General features: G+C 64.0%; 20 protein-coding genes. 8 read left to right on the top strand and 12 right to left on the bottom strand.

The window, feature by feature from the left end:
* Positions 1-4 precede the first annotated feature (4 nt).
* Genes NKI47_RS02810 through atzF form a run of 4 tightly spaced genes read left to right on the top strand, consistent with a single transcriptional unit; the run spans position 5 to position 4353 of the window.
* Positions 5-1537, top strand: coding sequence for an ABC transporter ATP-binding protein (locus NKI47_RS02810; RefSeq protein WP_352587279.1), 1533 nt, complete (start codon positions 5-7; stop codon positions 1535-1537).
* Positions 1537-2205 carry a cysteine hydrolase family protein gene (locus NKI47_RS02805; protein ID WP_352576464.1) on the top strand — a complete coding sequence of 223 codons (669 nt, stop codon included), beginning with the start codon at positions 1537-1539 and terminating at the stop codon, positions 2203-2205. Before NKI47_RS02810 ends, NKI47_RS02805 begins: the two co-directional genes overlap by 1 nt.
* Entirely contained in the window at positions 2198-2548 is a 351-nt protein-coding gene (locus tag NKI47_RS02800) for a cupin domain-containing protein (RefSeq protein ID WP_352576466.1), read from the top strand. Before NKI47_RS02805 ends, NKI47_RS02800 begins: the two co-directional genes overlap by 8 nt.
* Positions 2545-4353 (top strand): allophanate hydrolase, encoded by a 1809-nt coding sequence (atzF, locus tag NKI47_RS02795; protein ID WP_352587275.1) that lies wholly within the window; start codon positions 2545-2547, stop codon positions 4351-4353. Before NKI47_RS02800 ends, atzF begins: the two co-directional genes overlap by 4 nt.
* 5 nt (positions 4354-4358) lie before the next feature.
* Here the strand turns inward: atzF and NKI47_RS02790 are convergent, their stop codons facing one another.
* Together NKI47_RS02790 and cueR are read right to left on the bottom strand one after the other, a co-directional pair.
* Positions 4359-4916 (bottom strand): cytochrome c, encoded by a 558-nt coding sequence (locus NKI47_RS02790; protein WP_352587272.1) that lies wholly within the window; start codon positions 4914-4916, stop codon positions 4359-4361.
* Complete coding sequence (cueR, locus tag NKI47_RS02785) at positions 4913-5311, bottom strand: Cu(I)-responsive transcriptional regulator (RefSeq protein WP_352587269.1); 399 nt, start codon at positions 5309-5311, stop codon at positions 4913-4915. Before cueR ends, NKI47_RS02790 begins: the two co-directional genes overlap by 4 nt.
* 262 nt (positions 5312-5573) lie before the next feature.
* Here cueR and NKI47_RS02780 point away from each other — a divergent pair, with 262 nt between their 5' ends.
* From NKI47_RS02780 to NKI47_RS02770, 3 genes are read left to right on the top strand one after another with little or no spacing between them, the layout of a single operon-like run.
* Complete coding sequence (locus NKI47_RS02780) at positions 5574-6641, top strand: type III polyketide synthase (protein ID WP_352587266.1); 1068 nt, start codon at positions 5574-5576, stop codon at positions 6639-6641.
* Entirely contained in the window at positions 6638-7351 is a 714-nt protein-coding gene (locus tag NKI47_RS02775) for a methyltransferase domain-containing protein (protein ID WP_352587263.1), read from the top strand. Before NKI47_RS02780 ends, NKI47_RS02775 begins: the two co-directional genes overlap by 4 nt.
* Entirely contained in the window at positions 7348-8568 is a 1221-nt protein-coding gene (locus NKI47_RS02770; protein ID WP_352587260.1) for an NAD(P)/FAD-dependent oxidoreductase, read from the top strand. Before NKI47_RS02775 ends, NKI47_RS02770 begins: the two co-directional genes overlap by 4 nt.
* Here NKI47_RS02770 and NKI47_RS02765 read toward each other — a convergent pair.
* The 10 genes from NKI47_RS02765 to NKI47_RS02720 all read right to left on the bottom strand — a co-directional run bounded on the left by NKI47_RS02765 (position 8565) and on the right by NKI47_RS02720 (position 17471).
* The gene (locus NKI47_RS02765; RefSeq protein ID WP_352587257.1) at positions 8565-11099 is read right to left on the bottom strand and encodes an NAD-dependent epimerase/dehydratase family protein; all 2535 of its coding nucleotides are present in this window, start codon (positions 11097-11099) and stop codon (positions 8565-8567) included. The genes NKI47_RS02770 and NKI47_RS02765 overlap by 4 nt on opposite strands.
* A 367-nt stretch (positions 11100-11466) precedes the next feature.
* Positions 11467-11694 (bottom strand): hypothetical protein, encoded by a 228-nt coding sequence (locus tag NKI47_RS02760; RefSeq protein WP_352587254.1) that lies wholly within the window; start codon positions 11692-11694, stop codon positions 11467-11469.
* A 141-nt stretch (positions 11695-11835) separates the two neighbouring features.
* Entirely contained in the window at positions 11836-12333 is a 498-nt protein-coding gene (locus NKI47_RS02755) for a hypothetical protein (protein WP_352587251.1), read from the bottom strand.
* A 65-nt stretch (positions 12334-12398) separates the two neighbouring features.
* Complete coding sequence (locus NKI47_RS02750) at positions 12399-13178, bottom strand: DsbA family protein (protein WP_352587248.1); 780 nt, start codon at positions 13176-13178, stop codon at positions 12399-12401.
* Between the two features lie 53 nt (positions 13179-13231).
* Entirely contained in the window at positions 13232-13915 is a 684-nt protein-coding gene (locus NKI47_RS02745) for an SCO family protein (RefSeq protein ID WP_352587244.1), read from the bottom strand.
* 67 nt (positions 13916-13982) lie between these two features.
* Positions 13983-14495: a TlpA family protein disulfide reductase gene (locus tag NKI47_RS02740; RefSeq protein WP_352587241.1), complete on the bottom strand. Its 513-nt coding sequence runs from the start codon at positions 14493-14495 to the stop codon at positions 13983-13985.
* Positions 14496-14517: 22 nt separating this feature from the next.
* Positions 14518-14958 (bottom strand): DUF411 domain-containing protein, encoded by a 441-nt coding sequence (locus NKI47_RS02735; protein WP_352452325.1) that lies wholly within the window; start codon positions 14956-14958, stop codon positions 14518-14520.
* A gap of 28 nt (positions 14959-14986) precedes the next feature.
* Positions 14987-16420: a multicopper oxidase family protein gene (locus tag NKI47_RS02730; RefSeq protein ID WP_352587238.1), complete on the bottom strand. Its 1434-nt coding sequence runs from the start codon at positions 16418-16420 to the stop codon at positions 14987-14989.
* A 130-nt stretch (positions 16421-16550) separates the two neighbouring features.
* Positions 16551-16958 carry a hypothetical protein gene (locus NKI47_RS02725; protein WP_352587235.1) on the bottom strand — a complete coding sequence of 136 codons (408 nt, stop codon included), beginning with the start codon at positions 16956-16958 and terminating at the stop codon, positions 16551-16553.
* Positions 16959-17045: 87 nt separating this feature from the next.
* Positions 17046-17471 (bottom strand): MerR family transcriptional regulator, encoded by a 426-nt coding sequence (locus NKI47_RS02720; protein ID WP_352455405.1) that lies wholly within the window; start codon positions 17469-17471, stop codon positions 17046-17048.
* A gap of 63 nt (positions 17472-17534) precedes the next feature.
* Here NKI47_RS02720 and NKI47_RS02715 point away from each other — a divergent pair, with 63 nt between their 5' ends.
* Positions 17535-19736, top strand: a complete 2202-nt coding sequence (locus tag NKI47_RS02715; protein WP_352587232.1) for a heavy metal translocating P-type ATPase — start codon at positions 17535-17537, stop codon at positions 19734-19736.
* The last annotated feature ends 28 nt before the right edge of the window (positions 19737-19764 follow it).

Here is a 19764-nt window from a genome sequence, read left to right as displayed (position 1 = left end):
GATCTTGAGCGGAAGCATCGGCAAGAAAGCCGTCGGCGTCGAGACCATCGGCATGACCATGCGCTTCGGCGCCTTGACCGCGCTGGACGACGTCTCGATCAAGGTGCCGGCGGGATCGTTCCATGCGCTGCTCGGCGAAAACGGCGCCGGCAAGTCGACGCTGGTCAAATGCATGATGGGTTTTTACCATCCGACCGCCGGCGACATGCTGGTTGATAGCCGCGAGGTCGCGATCGCCAGTCCGAAGGATGCCTCGGCATTGGGGCTCGGCATGGTCTACCAGCACTTTACCCTGGTCCCGTCGCTGACCGGCGCGGAGAACCTGGTTATTTCGCGCGAGAAGGTGCCCGGCGTCGTCGACTGGCGCAAGGAGCGCGCCGCACTTGCGCAATTCATGCAGCGGATGCCGTTCAAGCTGCCGCTCGACGTCAAGGTGGCGGAACTTGCGGCCGGCGAGAAGCAGAAGCTCGAAATCATCAAGCAGCTCTATCTCGGCCGCAGTTTCCTGGTGCTCGATGAGCCGACTTCGGTGCTCACTCCCGGCGAGGCACACGAAGTGCTTGGCCTGGTGCGCGACATGACCAGGACCGGCGACCTCACCGTGCTGATGATCTCGCATAAATTCCACGAGGTGACGGCCTTTGCCGACGATATCACCGTGCTGCGCAAGGGCAGGCTGACCGGAACCGGAAAGGTCTCCGAACTTTCCCACAAGCAGATGGCGGCGATGATGATCGGCGACCAACCGATCGCCGCGCTCGACAGCCGCGCCCCGGTGCCGGCCGGCGCCAGGCAGGTGCTGACGGTAAAGTCGCTGAAGGCGCCCGACCGCACCGGCTTGAAAACCATCGACATCGGCGAACTCGATGTGAAGTCGGGTGAGATCGTCGGCATTGCCGGCATCTCCGGCAACGGCCAGAAGGAGTTTCTCGAAGTCCTTGCCGGACAGCGGGCGCGCAATGGCGGCGACGTTCTGGTGAAAGGCTCGCCCTATGGCGCCAGCCGCAGCGAGGCGCGCACTCTCAATGTCCGCTTCATTCCGGAGGAGCCCTTGCGCAATGCCTGCGCACCGAAGATGACGGTGGCGGAAAACATGGCCTTCCGGACCTTCGACCTCAACGAGGCCGGCAAGCCGGTCAACTGGATCAGGATGAGCGCGATCAGGGACTACGCGGCCCGTCTGGTCCAACAGTTCAAGGTCAAGACGGCATCCCTCGCTTCGCCGATTTCGTCGCTCTCGGGCGGCAATGTGCAGCGCGCGGTGCTGGCGCGGGAACTGACCGGCGAGGTCGATTTGCTCATCGTGTCGAACCCCTGCTTCGGCCTCGACTTCTCCGCCGTCGCCGAAATACGCGCCCGCATCATGAAGGCGCGCAATGCCGGCGCCGCGGTGCTCCTTATGTCGGAGGACCTTGATGAGCTGCTCGAGCTCTCGGACCGCATCTTCGTCATGTCGGACGGCGCGCTGGTCTACGAGACGCCGATTGCGCAGGCGAGCGTGCAGACGATCGGCGAGCACATGGCGGGACATCACTGATGGCGGAGATCGAGGCGCTGCCGTTTCCGTTCTCCTTCAAGCCTGAGGCGATGGCGCTGGTCGTCATCGACATGCAGCGCGATTTCGCTGAACCCGGCGGCTTCGGCGCCAGCCTCGGCAACGACGTCAGCCGGGTGGCGGCGATTGTGCCGACGGTGAAGAGATTGATCGAGGGGTTCCGCACCGCTGGCCTGCCGGTGATCCACACGATGGAGTGCCACAAGGCAGACCTTTCGGATCTGCCGCCGGCCAAGCGCAACCGCGGCAACCCATCGATCCGGATCGGCGATGTCGGGCCGATGGGTCGTGTGCTGATCGTCGGCGAGCCGGGAACGGCGATCCTCGATGAACTTGCGCCACTGCCTGGCGAAATCGTCATCGAAAAGCCGGGCAAGGGCGCGTTCTATGCCACCAGCTTCGGCGATGACCTGAAGCGGCTCGGCGCACAGCAACTGGTCTTTGCCGGAGTGACGACGGAGGTCTGCGTGCAGACGACGATGCGCGAGGCCAACGACCGCGGCTATGAATGCCTGCTGGCCGAGGATGCTACCGAGAGCTATTTTGCCGAGTTCAAGGCGGCAGCCCTTGCCATGATCAGGGCACAGGGCGCCATCGTCGGCTGGACGGCGACGACAGACCAGGTGCTCGAGGGGATTGCCAATGCCTAACCTTGCCTTTGCCGGCCTCCTCAATGGTGGCTGGCGCGATCTGCCGTTCGAGCCTTTCCGCGATGGCATTACGGCGCATTGGCTGCTCAAGGGTGGACCGATGGAACCGTCGGTCGCCATCCTGAACTACCGGCCCGGCGCCGGCGTGCCGCGCCATCGCCATGCCGGGCTGGAAACGATCATCGTGCTGGAAGGCACACAGAGCGACGAGAACGGCGATCATGCCGCGGGCAGCGTGATCCTGAACCCGGTCGGAACCGAGCATTCGGTGTGGACGAAGGATGGCTGCGTGGTGCTCATCCAGTGGAACCTGCCGGTAGTCATTCTGGGCGAGGCCAAATGAGCGACATCCGCTTCGACATAGCGAGCCTGCACGCTGCCTATCAGGCCGGCGTCAGCATCGGCGAGATGATCGATACGGTCCATGCGCGGCTCGCGGCGGCCGATGACCCCGGCATCTTCATCCATCTGGCGAGCAGGGCGGAGTTGCTTGCTGAGGCGGAAAAGCTCGGCCCGTTCGATCCCGTGGCAAAGCCGCTGTGGGGCGTGCCGTTCGCGGTCAAGGACAACATCGATGTTGCCGGCATGCCGACCACGGCGGCTTGTGCGGAATATGCCTACTTGCCGGCGAAAGACGCCACCGTCGTCGCGCGGCTCAAGGCCGCCGGCGCGCTCGTCGTCGGCAAGACCAACCTCGACCAGTTCGCCACCGGCCTGGTCGGTGTGCGCACGCCCTATCCGATCCCGAGGAATGCGATCGACCCGAAACTGGTGCCGGGCGGCTCCTCATGCGGTTCGGCCGTCGCAACCGCGCGCGGCATCGTCTCGTTCGCGCTCGGCACCGACACAGCCGGTTCTGGGCGCATACCCGCCGGCCTCAACAACATCGTCGGGCTGAAGCCGAGCGTCGGCGCGCTGTCGGCCGCCGGCGTCGAGCCGGCCTGCCGCACGCTTGACTGCGTCTCGGTCTTCGCGCTCACCGTCGATGACGCCTACCGCGTGTTCGAGGCGGCGGCGGCAAAGGACGACGCCGACCCCTATTCGCGTGACCCCGGCGTCCAGGGCCTTGCCGCGCGCCCGCCGGTGCTGACTGTCGGCGTGCCGGCCAGGGCGGACTGGACCTTCTTCGGCGACGAGGCGATGCAGTCGGGCTTCGCGGCCGCTCTTGCCTCGCTGGAGACGCTGGCCTGCAGGCTGGTCGAAATCCCGTTCGGCGATTTCTACGCCACCGCCAACCTGCTTTACGAAGGCGCCTGGGTAGCCGAGCGTTACGCCGCGATCAGGGACTTCATGGATGCCAACGAGGCCGCCATGCATCCGGTGACGCGGCAGATCATCGGCGGTGCGCGAAAACTTTCCGCCGCGGACGCTTTCAGGGGGCTCTATGCCCTGCAAGGCTATAAGGCCAAGCTTGCGCCGGTCATCGCCTCGGTCGACGTTTTCTGCGTGCCGACCGCGCCGACGCACTACACAGTCGAAGCGGTGCTGGCCGATCCGATCGTCACCAACAGCCGGCTTGGCACTTACACCAACTTCGTCAATCTGCTCGACATGTGCGGCATAGCCGTGCCGGCCGGAATTCGTAGCGACGGTTTGCCGATGAGCGTCACCTTGCTTGCCGCGGCGGGCAAGGACCATCTGACGGCGTCGCTTGCGCAGGATGTCCATGCGGCAAGCGGCCTTGCGCTGGGCGCTACAGGCTGGCCGCTGCCGCCGCGTGGCGATGTTCGCGTGGACGTGGACGAGGGCACGATCGAGCTGGCCGTGGTCGGCGCGCATCTATCGGGGATGGCGCTGAACGGCCAGTTGCAGCAGCTCGGCGCGATTTTCGCCCGGGCGGCAAGAACGGCGCCGCTCTACCGGCTTTATGCGCTCGCCGGCCAGTCGGTGTCGCGACCGGGGCTCGAGCGCAGCTGCAATGGCAAGGGGGCAGCGATCGAGGTCGAAGTCTGGCGGCTCTCGCCACAAGCGTTCGGGCGCTTTGTTGCCGCGATCCCGCCGCCGCTCGGCATCGGGACGCTTCTGCTTGATGACGGAACTTCGCCGAAAGGCTTCCTCGTCGAAAGTGCCGGCCTCACCGATGCAAAGGAGATTTCGCATTTCGGCGGCTGGCGCAATTTCATGGCGGGTCAGCTGCAGCGGAGCTGACGCTATCACTCGACCTTTTGCCGGAACTTCGAATGGCAGCTCGAGCAATCCTGCAAGATGAGATGCAGGAGGTGCTCCGCCGGCAATTTAGTGGGATCGGCTTCCGCGAGTGATGGTCGCTTGCCAAGCAGGCTGCCACCGCCCATCGCCAGGCCGGAACCCATTCTCATGTCGTCGGTGATGCGCGGCAGCGCCCGCTCGGCGTCGGAGGCCAGGGCGCTGGCCAGCGTCCCGATGTGGCGAGCCAGCCCTTCGAACTCCGCGCGGGCGGGGTCGATATCCGGCTTGGCGCCTGAAGGCGCGCCCAATGTCGCGCTGGGGAATTCGGCAATCAGGGAAGGGCCGGTGCGGGCGCGGATGGTCTCGGCCGCCGCCTTGAAGGCCGCGGCGTCGTACGCCTGCTTGCCGTCGAACATCCCAGCGATCGCCTTTGCCGCCGCGGCCATTTCCTTCATCGAGGTCTGGCGAGCCTCGATGACCGCATCATGGTCCGAATGGGCGGCAGCGAGCACGACAGAGACGCAGGCAAGCGATAGCACCGTTACAGCGGCTGCGAGCCTCACTGGGCGACGCCTTGTCCTGCCAGCTCGTCGATGATCGGGCAATCCGGCCGCTCGTCGCCGTGGCAGTGACCGACCAGATGGTGGAGCAAGCCGCGCAATCCGACCAGTTCAGCGATCTTCCTGTCGATCTCCACCAGCTTGGCTTTCGCGATCGCCTTCACGTCGGCGCTATCACGTTCCCTGTCCTGGTACAGCGACAGCAGCTGGCGGCATTCGTCGACCGAAAACCCCAGGCTTCGCGAGCGCTGCAGGAAGCGCAGCCGGTGAATATCGGCCGTCGAGTAATCGCGATAGCCATTGTCTGTCCGAGCCGGATGCAAGAGCCCGATGTCCTCGTAATAACGGATCGTCTTGGACGGCAGGCCGGATTTTTCGGATGCGATACCGATGTTCATGGTGGAAAATCTCCTTTGTCGGAGGAAATAGACCTTCCAGTAGATGGAAGGTCAACATGATGTGGCGATTTTGGATGCCTGACGCAACCGCCCGCCGGCTCCAACCGTTTGCCTGCCAACACATACTGAACCTTCGGGAAGAAATCAGTTTTCGGAAACGTTTATCGAACAGCGCTCAAAACCCGGTGTTCGACACCGGGTGCCGATGAGCAAAGACCCTCCGGCGGCACGTTACACCGTGCACACGCCGAGGAGACAGAATATGCCCGTCAACGCCTATATCAACCGGATCGCGACGGCGGTGCCGGAGCATGAGGTTCATCAATTCTACCTGCGTTTCGCGGCTTCCATGCTCGCGGCCGATCGCCGGAGACTCTTCGAACGCATGGCCGATCTTGCCGGCATCGAGCACCGCTATTCCTGCTTTGCGCCGGCGTCCGACCCCGAAGGACCAACTGCCGACCTGGCCGGGACCTTCATCCGGGGCGCGTTTCCCGGAACAGCGGCGAGAATGGCGATGTTCGACGATGCCGCACCTGTTCTGGCGCAAAAGGGCATCGACGGATTGCAGCTTGGCGACGACGCTTCCCGCATCACCCATCTTATCGTCACCACCTGCACTGGCTTTTCGGCGCCGGGCATCGATCTGGAGCTGATCGCGCGTTGCGGGCTTCCCGATAGTGTCGAACGCACGATGATCGGTTTCATGGGTTGCTACGCGGCGATCAACGGGCTCAAGCTGGCCCGCCACATCGTCCGCTCCGACCAGCAGGCCAAGGTCCTGCTGGTCAATATCGAGCTCTGCACGATGCATCTGCGCGAAACCACCGAGCTGGAAAAACTGCTGTCGTTCTGCCTCTGGGGCGACGGCTGCGCGGCCACGCTCATTACCGCCGAGCCGGCCGGCATCGAGCTCGATAGCTTTCACTGTCTGGTGGCGAGGGAGCGGCGGGATCTGATGCGCTGGAATATTCGCGACCACGGCTTCGAAATGGTTCTTTCCGGCCAGGTGCCGGCAGCGATTCATGAGGCGTTGCGGAACAGCCAGGCCGCCATGCTCGGCGGCCGGCCGACCGAGGCAATCGACCTTTGGGCCGTGCATCCGGGTGGACGTTCGGTGCTCGACGCCGTCGAAAGGGCCCTGGAACTGGAGCCCACCGCGCTGGAACCATCGCGCGAGGTGTTGCGCCAGTATGGGAACATGTCGTCGGCGACCGTCATGTTCGTGATGAAGGAGATGTTGAAGGCGCCACCCGGCCTGCTCGGCTGCGGCATGTCGTTCGGACCCGGGCTGACGGCCGAAACCATGCTCTTTCGAACGGTGTCATGAGCGGCCTGGAGCACCGGCAGCTCGCGCCGGAAATCCTCGACGGACTTGCGGCCGACGATTCGCGAGCGCTGGCCGCGCGCCGCGACCTTCGGCGCATCAATATGCTGATGTTTCAGGTGCCGATCATGACGTCGTTGCTCAGGAGGTTCGTGCCAACGCCGCCACGCCGCATTCTGGAGATCGGCGCCGGCGATGGCTCCTTCATGCTGGCGGTGGCGCGGCGCATGGCCAGGCATTGGCCCGGGGTCGAACTGGTGATGCTCGACCGCGTCGACCTCGTCACCGCGCAATTGCGCGGTGATTTTGACAGGCTGGGATGGAAGGCCGAAGGCGTCACCGCCGATGTCTTCGACTGGGCAGGAAAGATCGAGGGTGCGCCGTTCGACGCCGTCACCGTCAATCTGTTCCTGCATCACCTCGACGATGCGCAGCTCGTGCGTCTGTTTTCGCTGATCAGGCCGAAAGCCCCGTTGCTCATCGCGACAGAGCCGCTGCGGGCGAAACTGCCGCTGGCCGCGACCCGTCTTCTGCCGGCAATCGGCGCCAACGACGTCACACGAAACGACGCGGCGCAAAGCGTGCGTGCCGGCTTTCGCGGCAGCGAGCTTTCCGGTCTCTGGCTTGCGGCCAACGGCAAACCGGTCGAGGAACGGCGCGCCGGCCTGTTTTCCCACGTCTTCGTCGGCGCCAGCGCCGGCAACGACCCATGACGCGATTGTCGAACCATGACGCGATCATCATCGGCGCCGGCCCGGCGGGCACCTCCGTCGCGCTCACGCTGGCCCGGCGCGGATGGGCCGTGGCAATTGTGGAAAAGACCGCGTTTCCACGCCGCAAGGTCTGCGGCGAATACATCTCGGCAAGCAATCTTGCGCTTCTCGACCAGCTCGAGATCGGCGATGCCTGGCGTACCAATGCCGGCCCCGAAATCCGCCGCGTCGGCCTGTTTTCCGGCGAGACCTGCGTCGACGCGGCAATGCCACGTGCAGGAGCTGGGCCTCGTGCGAAAGATGGCTTTGGCCGGGCGCTCGGCCGGGACATTCTCGACTCTCTGCTTCTACAGGCGGCGCGATCGGCGGGTGTCGAAATCTTCCAGCCCTGCCGCGCCGTCGCCATCGAGCCGGACGGTGAGATGCAAAGGGTGCGAATTCAGGCCGGGGATGAAGCGGCGATGTTGCGTGCGCCGGTGATTGTCGCCGCTCACGGCTCCTGGGAACCGGGACCATTGCCCAGCCAGCTCGCAAAGGCCAATCGCCCGTCGGACCTGCTCGGCTTCAAGGCGCATTTCACCGGGTCGTTCCTGGCGCCGGATTTGATGCCTCTGCTGGCCTTCCCCGGCGGCTATGGCGGCATGGTTTCGGCGGATCATGGCCGGTTGTCGATCTCGTGCTGCATCCGGCGCGATATGCTCGCGCGGCTGCGTAAACAATATGGCCCCAAACAACGGAGCCACGTGTCGGCCGCCGATGCGGTCTCCCGGCATCTCCTGAATTCATGCCGGGGCGTGAGGGACGCCCTGGAACCGGCTCTCCTCGACGGTCCGTGGCTTGCCGCAGGTCCGATCCGGCCGGGAATTCGCTCGTGCTACGAAGGGGACATCTTCCGCGTCGGCAATGCAGCCGGAGAGTCTCATCCTGTCATCGCCGAGGGCATCTCGATGGCGCTTCAGTCCGGCTGGTTGCTGGCATGCGAACTCGCATCCACTCCAGGTGGCCGAGCGGGGCGCGAGGCTGCCGCCAGACGCTACGAGGCGGCCTGGAAAAGACTGTTTTCGACACGGGTCTACGCCGCCGCGGCCGTTGCCGGAATTGCCCTTCGCCCCGGCAGCGCCACCTTGATGGCGGCGATCGTCCAGAATTTCCCGCAGGCACTGACGCTGGGCGCGCAACTGAGCGGCAAGACCAAGCCGGTTCCAGGCTTCGTCTAGGCGACATAGCGGTCCCATGAGCCGTAGTGCTCCTTGCTTCGGCGCCCCCGAGGCAGGCTGAGGCCGATCACAACTAGCCCTGCAACGGCATTGTTCAATGTCGAACCTCTGGTCGCGCCGTCGAGCAGCCAGGGCGCTGCGATCAGCCATAACCCGAACGGCAGGTTGAGGAAACGCAACGGCCGTGCCACCTCGGCCATGGCGCAGACCGCGATCGTGATGATCATGGCGCCCGAGAGGTGATCGCTGTTTGCAATGGCGCCGGCCGTGCCGAAGACCAGCCGCGAGACCATCAGCCAACCGCCGACGATACAGCATGCGACCAGCGTCCATGGAAACGTGACACCGCGAATGGCTGCGGCGGACTGTGCGGCAAGCGCGGTGGAAAAGCCGGGATCGTTCTTGTCCGCCTCGCCGTTCGGCTCCGGCCCGCCTTGGAAAAAGGTGCGCCAGAACGGACGGTCTGCCCGCACGCTGCGCAGCATGTACTGGCCCATGGCGACCACCTCGTCCAGCGTCAGCGGGATCATGACCAGCATGGCCGCCGCCGCAATGAGGCACAGTGTGCAATAGGTGCCGATCATGATCGGCTGGATGATGATGAAGAAGATCGAGACGCCGCCGAGCGGCACCACCAGGATGAAGAAGAAGGTCACCATCCAGGGCATGGTGCGCCAGCGGGTCGCCGTGCCCATCGCGCCCATCAGGGTTTCGATCATATAGGCCACGGCGCCAAGCCCGGCATCAGCGACTGGCCAGGCTCGAGAAACGTCGGATGTGATGATGAATTCCGTGCCGTTCCTGCCGTCTCCGCCGGGGAAGAACGGCTCCCAGACAGCACCCACATGGCCGAGCTGGTAGGCAGTGAGATAGCGGGCGATGAGGAAACCGAAGAAACCGAGCGCGATGATCGGCAGGCGCTGCAGCCAGGATGACGGCGAGTAGGTCCAGCCAGGCGGAACGGTGCTCTCGTCCATCATCCCTTCGTGGCTCATGCCCGGCATCATCGGGACGAGCACCGAGAAAGCGATGGCCAGCGCGCCGACGATCGTGTCGTTCATTGTGGCGGCGGCGCTCGGCGTCCAGAAGAACAGCGGCGCGAACAGCAGCCACAGGCCGGCGATCGTCGTGCCCCATTGCGCCCAGGAAAAACGCGGCGACAGTGCGAGCCCGCCAAACAGCATCAGCAGCAAGCCCGAGACAATGTCGCTCCAGCCGGTGAGCGCGTTGCGCAGCACCGGTTCCCACAGTCCACGCTCTTGCGTGACGTCACGCACAGTGCCGGCCGCCGCCGGATCGAACAGCGCGAACTGAAGCGGGCTGGTGAGGAGCCACACGCCAAGCGTGATGACCAGGAAATGAGCCCAGAGCATCTGCTTGCCCATCCCCGCCATCTCGGCCATGTGTCCGGGTTTCATCTTGTCGTGTTTGGCCTCGAACGCCTTGTCTTTCTCTCGCGCTTTTGTTCCGCTGCCGGCCACCTTGGCGGCGTTGAGCTTGTTGGCCCGATACCAGCCGGCGGGATCTGCCTTGAGCGCGTCGACGATCCGCGGCAACGTCTCGCGCAGGGAATGCCGGGGCTGCCAGCCGAGGACATTGCGGGCACGGCTGATATCGATCGCGTAGTGGTCGTCGGCGATATCGACCATCCAGGGACGAACGAATGATTCTTCGCCCAGCACGTCCTGTTGGACCCAGGCACCCGCCTTGGCGAGCGCCTTCGGCACCTCCCGTGTCTCCCAGTTCTCGCCACGGATCAACCGACCAATCTCGGCTTGAAGTTCGCCGTAGCCCATGACCTCAGGCTCGCCGAGAAGCAGCGCCAGCTCCGTGGGAAGTTTCTTCCGCCGATCTATAAGGCGCGCCACCGCATCGGTGAGGTCTTCCAGATGCAGGAACGACTGCCCGGTGCGCAGGTCACCCGGATATACATGCCCGGTCGGATCCCCTTCGTAGATACGCGCAATCTGATTGGCGAGGAATGCGTTACGGCCGAGATCATCATAGACGCCGGCCGGCCTGGCATAGACGACAGGGATCGCCCCGTGCTGCTCATGGATCAGGCGCTCGGTCTCGATCTTCGAGGTGCGGTAGGGTAGGTTCGATTCGAGCGGCCAATCCTCATCGATGATGTCGCCCGGTCGGCCAGCCTTGTGCGCCAGCATCGAACTCATGAAGACAAACTGCTCGACCTCAAATTGTTTCAGGGCGCGCAGGAGCTTCTCGGTGCCGCCAACCGTAATCTTTTCGTAGAGCGGGTTCCGTTCGCCTGTGAGATCGAAATAGGCCGCAAGATGGATCACCGAGGCGAGGCGGGCGCCATAGGCCGTCCGCACGCGCGCCAAGCCGGCTGCCACGGCGTCCTCCGATGTCAGGTCGATGCAGACGCACTCCGCGGCCGGCGGCGGCTGACGCGTCGCCGCCCGGTCGAGGCCGACGAGAGCAAACCGGTCGGCGAAGCTGTTGACCAGAGCCGAGCCGATGAAGCCGGTGCTGCCGGTAACAATAACCGTGTCTTTGCGCTTCGCCATCCAGACCTCATAGCCGGCGATTTGCCACTCCTGAGAGGGCCGAAGGCGACAGACGTTAAGAGCCGAGGGGCCGGACCAGTTCCGACGCCGACCCGATGATGCTGCTGCTTCCGATGACGACTACAACTTTCCGCCCTTTTTGCTCTTTTGACCCCGACTGCCTATGCCGTCAGGTTCGCAAATATTTGACCAGCGCCGCGATCGCGAGCACGAGGGTGACAAGCACCAGGACCCAAATGAGCGCCATGCCGCCCATCATCCACATTGAACCGTCCATCATCATCACAATCATCCCTCCCGCCGCCGCTGCCACCGGCGATTGCGAGGGGAACTAGTTCGCCATGTACGCCCGTCAAGGCGAACTCGATCAGCCCACGAAGGCGGTGGCTTGCCGGTCAATCAAGGCACGTTCAATGCTATCGACGAACGAGTTCATAATAGGCTTCGGCCAGAACATGCTGGCCGCGCGGTAACTCCGAAAGGGCAGGGCTTTAATCCAGCGCCTCCAGCGCCCGCAGCAAGTGTTCCGCGACATCTGATCTGCCTTGCCGATATGCCGCTCTGACAGGGCCAGTAGCTGCCTTTCGACATTCATGGTTCGGTCCGCAATTGGACGACCTCCGGAAGTTAGCAATGAGCCTAACGGTTCCAGCCACCCGAAGGTCAAGCGCTCCTTTCAAGAAGGTAGAACAGGTTGAGAGCGCTTGTTGAACCGCAGCCGAGTTGTCGCCCGGCTCTACTCTCCTCCGCCGCAGCCGTCTGAGAGATCCCAGACGTCGACGACCTGCTTGCCGGTGAAACCGTGCTCGCGGATCAGGAACTTCGCCAGCCCGCCATACACTTTCCAGCGCCAGCATTGGCAGCAGCATGGGCCTTTCTCGTTGGAATTGGCCATCGCATAGTCGTAGGCCTGCTGCTCTTCGCCGGAGAGTTTCACATCGTAGTAGGGCATCATCTTCTGTGCGATGCCGGCCGGAATATCGTACGGATCGCTTGGGATCATCGCGATCTCGCGGTACCTGGCCAGGCCGCTCACCTGCTCGGCATAGCGCTTCGTCTCCATCGGGCTGCAGCACGAGCCCGTGATCCGCGCCGTTGCCGGCATGGTCGCGATCGATTCCGTGAACTTGGTCGAACACGTGCTGTTGCCGTTCTGGCTGAGATATCTGAAACGGCGTGCCAGATCGGGATGCTCAGCGGCGATCGCCAAATCCGGCCCCTTGAGCAGGCTCACGACCGCAGCGGCGCCAAAGGCGCTTCCCAGAACAACAGTCCGTCGGTTTGGGCAAAATATTCGGCTCATTTGCTGGTCCTCGCCTGCTCGATCAGTTTCTTCATCGTTGCGAGGTCGGTCGCGCCGGGGAAAATCTGCTCGCCAACGACGAAGCTTGGCGTTCCGCTGATCTTCAGCGCCTGGGCAAGTTGCGTATTCCGGTCGATCGACGCCTGGATATCGGGCTGCTGCATGTCGGTCTTCAGTTTAGCCACATCGAGACCGACGTCGGCAGCCACCTTCAGCACGACCGCTTCGGTCACCCGCGTCTTCACCGCATACAAGGCCTTGTGGAACGCCATGTATTTGCCCTGGCGCACTGCGGCGAGAGCCGCCTTGGAAGCAAATACGGAATCCGTGCTGAGGATCGGGAATTCCTTGTAGACGATCTTGAGCTGCGGATCGTCGGCCATTGCTTGCGCCATGATCGGCGCAACCTGCCGGCAATAGGGGCAGTTGTAGTCGAAGAACTCGACCATGGTGACGTCGCCTTCGGCGTTGCCGCCGACCGGGCTCGCCGGGTCCCGGAAAATCTCGTCCGCCTTGTCCGTCAAAGCGGCTTTCGCCTCTTTTGCGGCAGCCTCGCGCTGGCGGGCGTCGAGTCTCTGCAGCGACTGCACGAGCACCTCGGGATGCGCAAGAATGTAGTCGTGAATGCGCTGGTCGAACTGGTCCTGGGACATCTCGCCCGCGGCGATCGCCTGATTGTGGAGACCGAGCGCGAGCCAGATCGTCGCGCCGGCCAGCATGACGGCACGGGCCATTTTGCCGACGGCTCCGCTCAATGGATTGGACTTGTGGGTCACAGGGTTCTCCTTCCCTCTGTTTCGCCGGACCGCCGGCACGTGCAAATGATGCCTCAGAACATGCCCTTGATTTTCGTCCACCATCCCGTTTCCTGCTCATGGTGCGGGCGCTCGACATTGTTGGTAAGCGCATTGACGAATGTGACGAGATTGACCGACGCGAAATCCAGGCCATGGAAATTCGCCCGCCAGCGGCCCTCCTTGTCGATCACATGGGTGATGGTGCCGTGCATCTGATAACCATCATCCGTCAGCGTGAACTTGTGGCCGAAGGCCTCCGCCAGTCTGCGGGTCGCATCCTCCGGCTGATCCTCCATCGTGGTCAGGAACAGCCAATTGACGGGATCGAGCCCGTGCGCCGGCCCGTATTTGCTGAGCACGTCCGGCGTGTCCCTGGTCGGGTCGGTGGTGATGGTCACAAAGCTGACCCGGTCCTTCATCGGCGTGCCGTTCACCATTTTCTGGATCTCGGCGATCTTCTCGGCATGAAGGGGGCACACATCCGGGCACGACGTGTAGATGAAGTGGAGGACGACCACCTTGCCGCGCAGATCGGCCGTCCGCACGACACGCCCGTCGGCGGTGCGCAGCGTGAAATCAGGCGCCGGCTTGTCGATCGGCTGGAAATATTTCTCGTCGGCCTCAAGCGTGGCGTCGATTTCGTCGAGCGAGTGGGCTTGCGCCTGATACGAAAAGCCCGCGGTCAGCGCCGCAATGGCAATTACGCTTAGCAGCAAGCACCTCCATTCGTTCAAAGCCGATGCAACGCAGCGAGCCTTTAGCCCGAACATATCTGTCCCTTTCTCACTTGGCGGCGATGCGGCTGCGGATGAAGTCGACCATGTCGGGGGCGTCCCATTCGGCCGGCCCAATCAGCCGGCCGATCTCCTTGCCGTCGCGGTCGACCAGCAGGGTTGCCGGAAGGCCGACGGTGCCGATGGCGAACATGGCCCTGCCCGAGACGTCGATGTTGAGGGCGAGGTGCTTGATGCCGATGTCGGCGAAGAACTTCTTCACAATCTCAGGACCGGCGCGGTCCATGGACAACGCGACGACCTCGAAATCCGGACCGCCGAGTTTGGCCTGTAGGCGATCGAGCGTCGGCATCTCCTTGCGGCAGGGCGCGCACCATGTCGCCCAGACGTTAAGCAGCACGACCTTGCCGTGGAAATCCGCAAGCATTTTCGGCTTGCCATTGCCATCCTCGAAGCTGATTTCCGGCACGGGGACGGGCGCCTCGTGAACGGCAAAGTTCTGCGGCGGCTCAGCGGCTGATACCGGCCACGAAAACGCCAGCAGCATGCCAACCAGGACCATGGCTAGTTTGCTCACAATGTCCTCACTCGGTCGCGTAGACGGTGGGCGCCTTGCCGTCCTTGGTGAAGGCGTAGACGACGAAGGGGCCTTGCTTCTCGCCACCCATGCCTGGGGCGCCAGCCGGCATGCCGGCGAGCGTTATGCCGGTGATGGCAGGGCGCTCGGTCAAAAGCTTCTTGACGATCTCGACCGGCACCAGGCCATCGACGATATAGCCGTCGACCATCAGCGTGTGGCAGCCTTCGAGGTCGGCCGGCACGCCGGCATCGCTGCTGATCTGGGAGAGATTGTTGACCGGCTTGATGTCGACCTTGAAGCCGTTGTGCTCGAGATAGTTGGCGTAGGACTCGCAGCAGCTGCATTGCGGGTTCTTGTACATGACGGCGTTGATCGTTGCGGCGAAGGCGGGCAGCGGCGTTGCGATCAGCAGGGACAGTGCGGCAAGGCGGTAGGTCAGTTTCATTGCAGTTCTCCTTGGTTGGATAAAAGTTTCAGGTCACGCGGAACGTCGTCATCAGGCCGGCCATCTGGTGATCGGCGACATGGCAGTGCAGCATCCAGTCGCCTGGATTGTCGGCGACGAAGGCGCATTCGATCGTATCCTTGGGGGCGAGCAGCACCGTGTCCTGCCATTGCCGGTGCGGCACCGGCGAGCCGTTGCGCGAGATGACCGACAGGCTGAAGCCGTGGACATGCATCGGGTGCCACCAGGCGGTTTCGTTGCGCATGGTGAGATGGCAGGTCACACCGCGTTTCAGCGTGAACTGCGGCGCCATGCCGGCATGGCCGTCGCCGGTCATCGACATGCCGTTGATCGCCCAGGCCGCACCGCCGTTCATGCCCATCATCCCCATGCCCATCATGCCGCCGACGCCCTTGAGCTTGCCGCCGCCCATCATGCCACCCTGCAGGACGATCTCCTGGCGCTCGGCGCCAGCGAGGTCGGGCTGGGGCAAGGGGTTGCGCGGCAGGCCGACAGGCGTGTCGAGCGGATGGGTTCTCAGCGGCGGCGCTGCGTCATAGGCCAGCGTGGTCAGCGTATAGGCGAGGCCGTCGTAGAAATCGTCGATCACCGCGTGGCGGCTACCGGGGTGGCCCTGCATGTCGAGCACGATGTCGATGCGCATGGCGGGCGCCAGCACCAGGCGACCGCCCTCCGGTTCATGCGGATCGCAGGGCTGGCCGTCGATGGCGACGACGACCGGACGGTGGCCTTCGAAGCGCAGCGCCATCATGCGGGCAAGCGAGGCATTGGCGAGCCGCAGCCTGACGCGCTCGCCGGCCTTCACGCTCCGATCGCCTGGCCCCGTGCCGTTGACGGTGACGACATTGCCGACGCGGCCCGACATCGACGCATCCATGGCACTGCCGAAGCCGCCGGCGATCTGCCCATCGGCCGCAAGCCGCCAGTCCTGCAGCAGCCACAGAATGTCACGGTCGACGGCGACCGGCTCGACCTCCTCGACGACCAGTGCGCCGGCAAGGCCACGGCCGAGCTGGACCAGGCTGTTGGCGTGCGGGTGATACCAGAAGGTGCCGGCATCGGGCGGGGTGAATTCATAGATGAAATTTTCACCTGGCCTGATCGGCTTCTGCGTCAGGCCGGGCACGCCATCCATGGCGTTCGGCAGCCGGATGCCATGCCAGTGAACCGTGGTGTCTTCGTCCAGTCCGTTCTCGACGATGATCCGAGCGGGCTGCCCCTGGCGTAAGCGCAGTGTCGGGCCGGGGACCGTGCCATCATAGGCCCATACCGGAGTGCGCGGACCATCAGGGCCGGCGAACCGTGCCTGGCCCGGCGCCACCCTGATCCGGTATTCGCCCGTGGCCATCGCCAGCGCAGGGCGGATCGGCGCGGCGGCAATGCTTGCTGCCGCAAGCAGGAATTTGCGGCGTGTTATGAACGGATTTGAAACGGAATTCACTTTTGTGACCCTTGCGGTAACCGACGGCGAACGTCGCGACGTCGATTGAATTGCCACCGCGCCCGCTGCGCAGTACGCGCAACCGGGCGATCAAACGCCGCTAATCAGCCGTGGAACGGCAGAAACGGCGTCAGACGAGAGCGCTGGGTCTTGGAGGGAATGGCTCGGGCAGCAGACTTCGCCCGTGCAGGAACGGGGCGGTAAGCGCCGACGGCAGCTCGACCCGCGGCAGTCCCGTCACGGGGAAAGCTTCCGGCAGCACCGCCAGAACCGGTGCGACACAGGTCGGCGCACATTGCATCGGTTTGTCATTGCCGGCCGAGCCCTTGAGGCAAGCGTTGCAGTCACCGTCCCTGGCATCGGCCATCTTGGCCATGTCGGCGTCGGTGGTGCCGGTATCCGCGGCCATGGTCATGCGGCCGTCGACTGCCATCCTGGCCGACATGACGGCAGCCTGAGCGGCGGATAGGCTGAACCCGGCGGTCACGACGACCGCGAGGAGCATGACCAGGAGGTGTTTTGGTGACAGGCGTGCCATCATCCGCTCAGGTTGACCGTAAAGTGCGGCTTTTGCAAGCTCCGGATGCCGCGACATCGGGGCTGACGCGAGCTCTGCTCTGGCAAATCAATGGTGAGGATGCTCGCATTTATCGTGATCCGCCAGCACCTCGATGACACGGCATTCGCAGACTTTTCCGTGCCGGCAGCCTTCGACCATATGCTCCAGCTCGGCTTTCAATGCTGTAAGGCTGCGTATCCGCTGAACCACGTCGGCCAGACGCGCCTGGGCAATGGCGTCGGCGGTCGCACAAGGCTGGCTGGGATTATCCTGCAGCGTCAGCAGCGCCCTGATGGCTTCGATCCCGAACCCCAACTCGCGCGCGTGCCTGATGAAGGCGAGCCGGCGCAAGTCTGCCGCTTCATACTGCCGGCGATTGGCTTCGCTGCGGGCAGCGGCAGGAAGCAACTCTATCTGCTCATAGTAGCGGATGGTTGGAACCTTCACGCCGCTGTGTCGGGCCGCTTCACCGATGGTCACACCTGTTGACATTTCGCTTGCTCCTCTAGTCGCTAGAGGATGTAGCGTCGCGGTCGAAGATACAAGAGGTTCATCATGGCTGCGACCAAACAACAGACCCGCTACCGTGTGGAAGGCATGGATTGCGCCGGTTGCGCCAGCAAAATCGATACGGCCGTGCGGCGGATGCCTGGTGTTCAGGACATCAACGTATCCGTTTCGGCGGGCATTCTGACGGTCACTCATACTCCCGAAAGCAATCTCGGCGCGATCGAGAGGAAGGTCACCGGCCTCGGCTACGCCGTCGCTCCGCTGACCTCCAAGTCTGGGACGCCGGCGTCCGATCAATCCGCCGACAACCATGCCGACGGAAGGCGCAATCACGACGAGAACGTAGCGGGGTTACATGATAACGATGATGCGCCGGCGTCGGAGCTATGGTGGGACAGCGCCAAGGGCCGCCTGGCCATCGCCAGCGGAGTCGCCTTGGCCGTGGCTTTCGCGATTGATTACGCCTGGCCCGCGACCGGCCAGTGGGCCTTCATCGCCGCAATGCTGCTCGGCCTGACTCCGATCGCGCGCCGAGCGGCCATGGCCGCAGCGGCAGGCATTCCGTTCACAATCGAAATGCTGATGACTGTGGCGGCGGCCGGGGCCGTCATCATCGGTGCCGGCGAGGAAGCGGCGACGGTGGTCTTCTTGTTCCTGATCGGCGAGTTGCTCGAAGGGGTTGCGGCCGGCAACGCACGGTCCAGTATTCAAGCGCTCACGACTCTCGTTCCCAAAACCGCGTTCGTCGAGAAAGACGGCCAGACCCGCGAGGTGCCGGCAGAAAGCCTGGCTGTGGGCGCCATCATCCTCGTGCGGCCGGGCGACCGGATTCCGGCTGACGGCGAGATCACCGAAGGCGGGAGCGCCATCGATGAATCACCCGTCTCCGGTGAAAGCGTGCCGGTGCGCAAGGACGTCGGCGACACGGTCTTTGCCGGCACTATCAACGGCGACGGCGTGCTGCGCGTCAAGGTGACGGCGACCGCCGCAGACAACACGATTGCACGCGTGATCAAGCTGGTCGAGGAGGCGCAGGAAAACAAGGCGCCGACCGAGCGCTTCATCGATCGCTTTTCGCGCTGGTACATGCCCGGCGTTGTCGCCGTCGCGGCGCTCGTGGCCACCACACCGCCGCTGCTCTTGGGCGGCGATTGGAACGAATGGATATACAAGGGGCTGGCGCTGCTGCTCATCGGCTGCCCGTGCGCGCTGGTCATTTCAGTTCCGGCGGCGATCGCGGCGTCGCTTTCGGCCGGAGCCCGGCGCGGCCTGCTGATGAAAGGTGGGGCGGTGCTGGAAGGGCTCGCGACCATCACCGCCGTGGCGTTCGACAAGACCGGCACGCTGACGCTCGGCAAGCCACAGGTCACCGATGTCGTTGCGGTGGGTGCCAGTGAACGCGACATCCTTTCGCTCGCGGCAGCGCTTGAGATCGGCTCGAGCCATCCCCTCGCTTTGGCCATCCTCCAAAGGGCCAAAGCCGGCAACATTCCCGTGCCGCCTGCCGCCGAAGCCAAAGCGATCGGCGGTAAAGGGGTTATCGGTCGTGTCGGCGGCAAGAACCTGTTTCTGGGATCGCCAGTCGCGGCGGGCGAGATAAACCTGCTGCCAGCAGACCAGGCGGCACGCATCGTGGCATTGAACGATGAAGGCAAGTCAGTGGCGGTGCTGCTTGTAGACAACGCGCTGGCCGGCTTCATTGCCATGCGCGACGAACCCCGGCCGGATGCTTTCGCCGGGCTAAAGGCGCTGACCAATGCAGGCATCAGGACAGTCATGCTAACCGGCGACAATAAGCGCACGGCGGCTGCCATTGGCAAACAGCTCGGCATCGAGGCGCGCGCCGAACTGCTCCCGGAGGACAAGCAGCGCATCCTCGGCGAGTTGAAGGGGCAGGGGCTTAGGGTAGCCAAGGTCGGCGACGGCATCAACGATGCGCCGGCACTTGCCGCGGCCGATGTCGGCATTGCCATGGGCGGCGGCACCGATGTGGCTCTTGAAACGGCTGACGCTGCGGTGCTGCATGGACGCGTCGGCGACGTTGCGGCCATGATCAGGCTGTCCCAAGCAAGCATGGCCAACATCAAGCAGAACGTCACCATTGCGTTGGGCCTGAAGGCAGTGTTCCTGGTGACGACGATCGCCGGCATCACCGGCCTCTGGCCCGCCATTCTCGCGGACACCGGGGCGACGGTGCTGGTGACGGCCAATGCCATGCGGCTGTTGCGGTGGAAGAGCAGCTGGTAAGAGCGACAACGGCATCGTGTTAGGGCAG

This window comes from Mesorhizobium sp. M0633, assembly GCF_040320645.1.
GTDB lineage: Bacteria > Pseudomonadota > Alphaproteobacteria > Rhizobiales > Rhizobiaceae > Mesorhizobium.
This window is presented reverse-complemented; position numbering and strand designations above follow the sequence as displayed.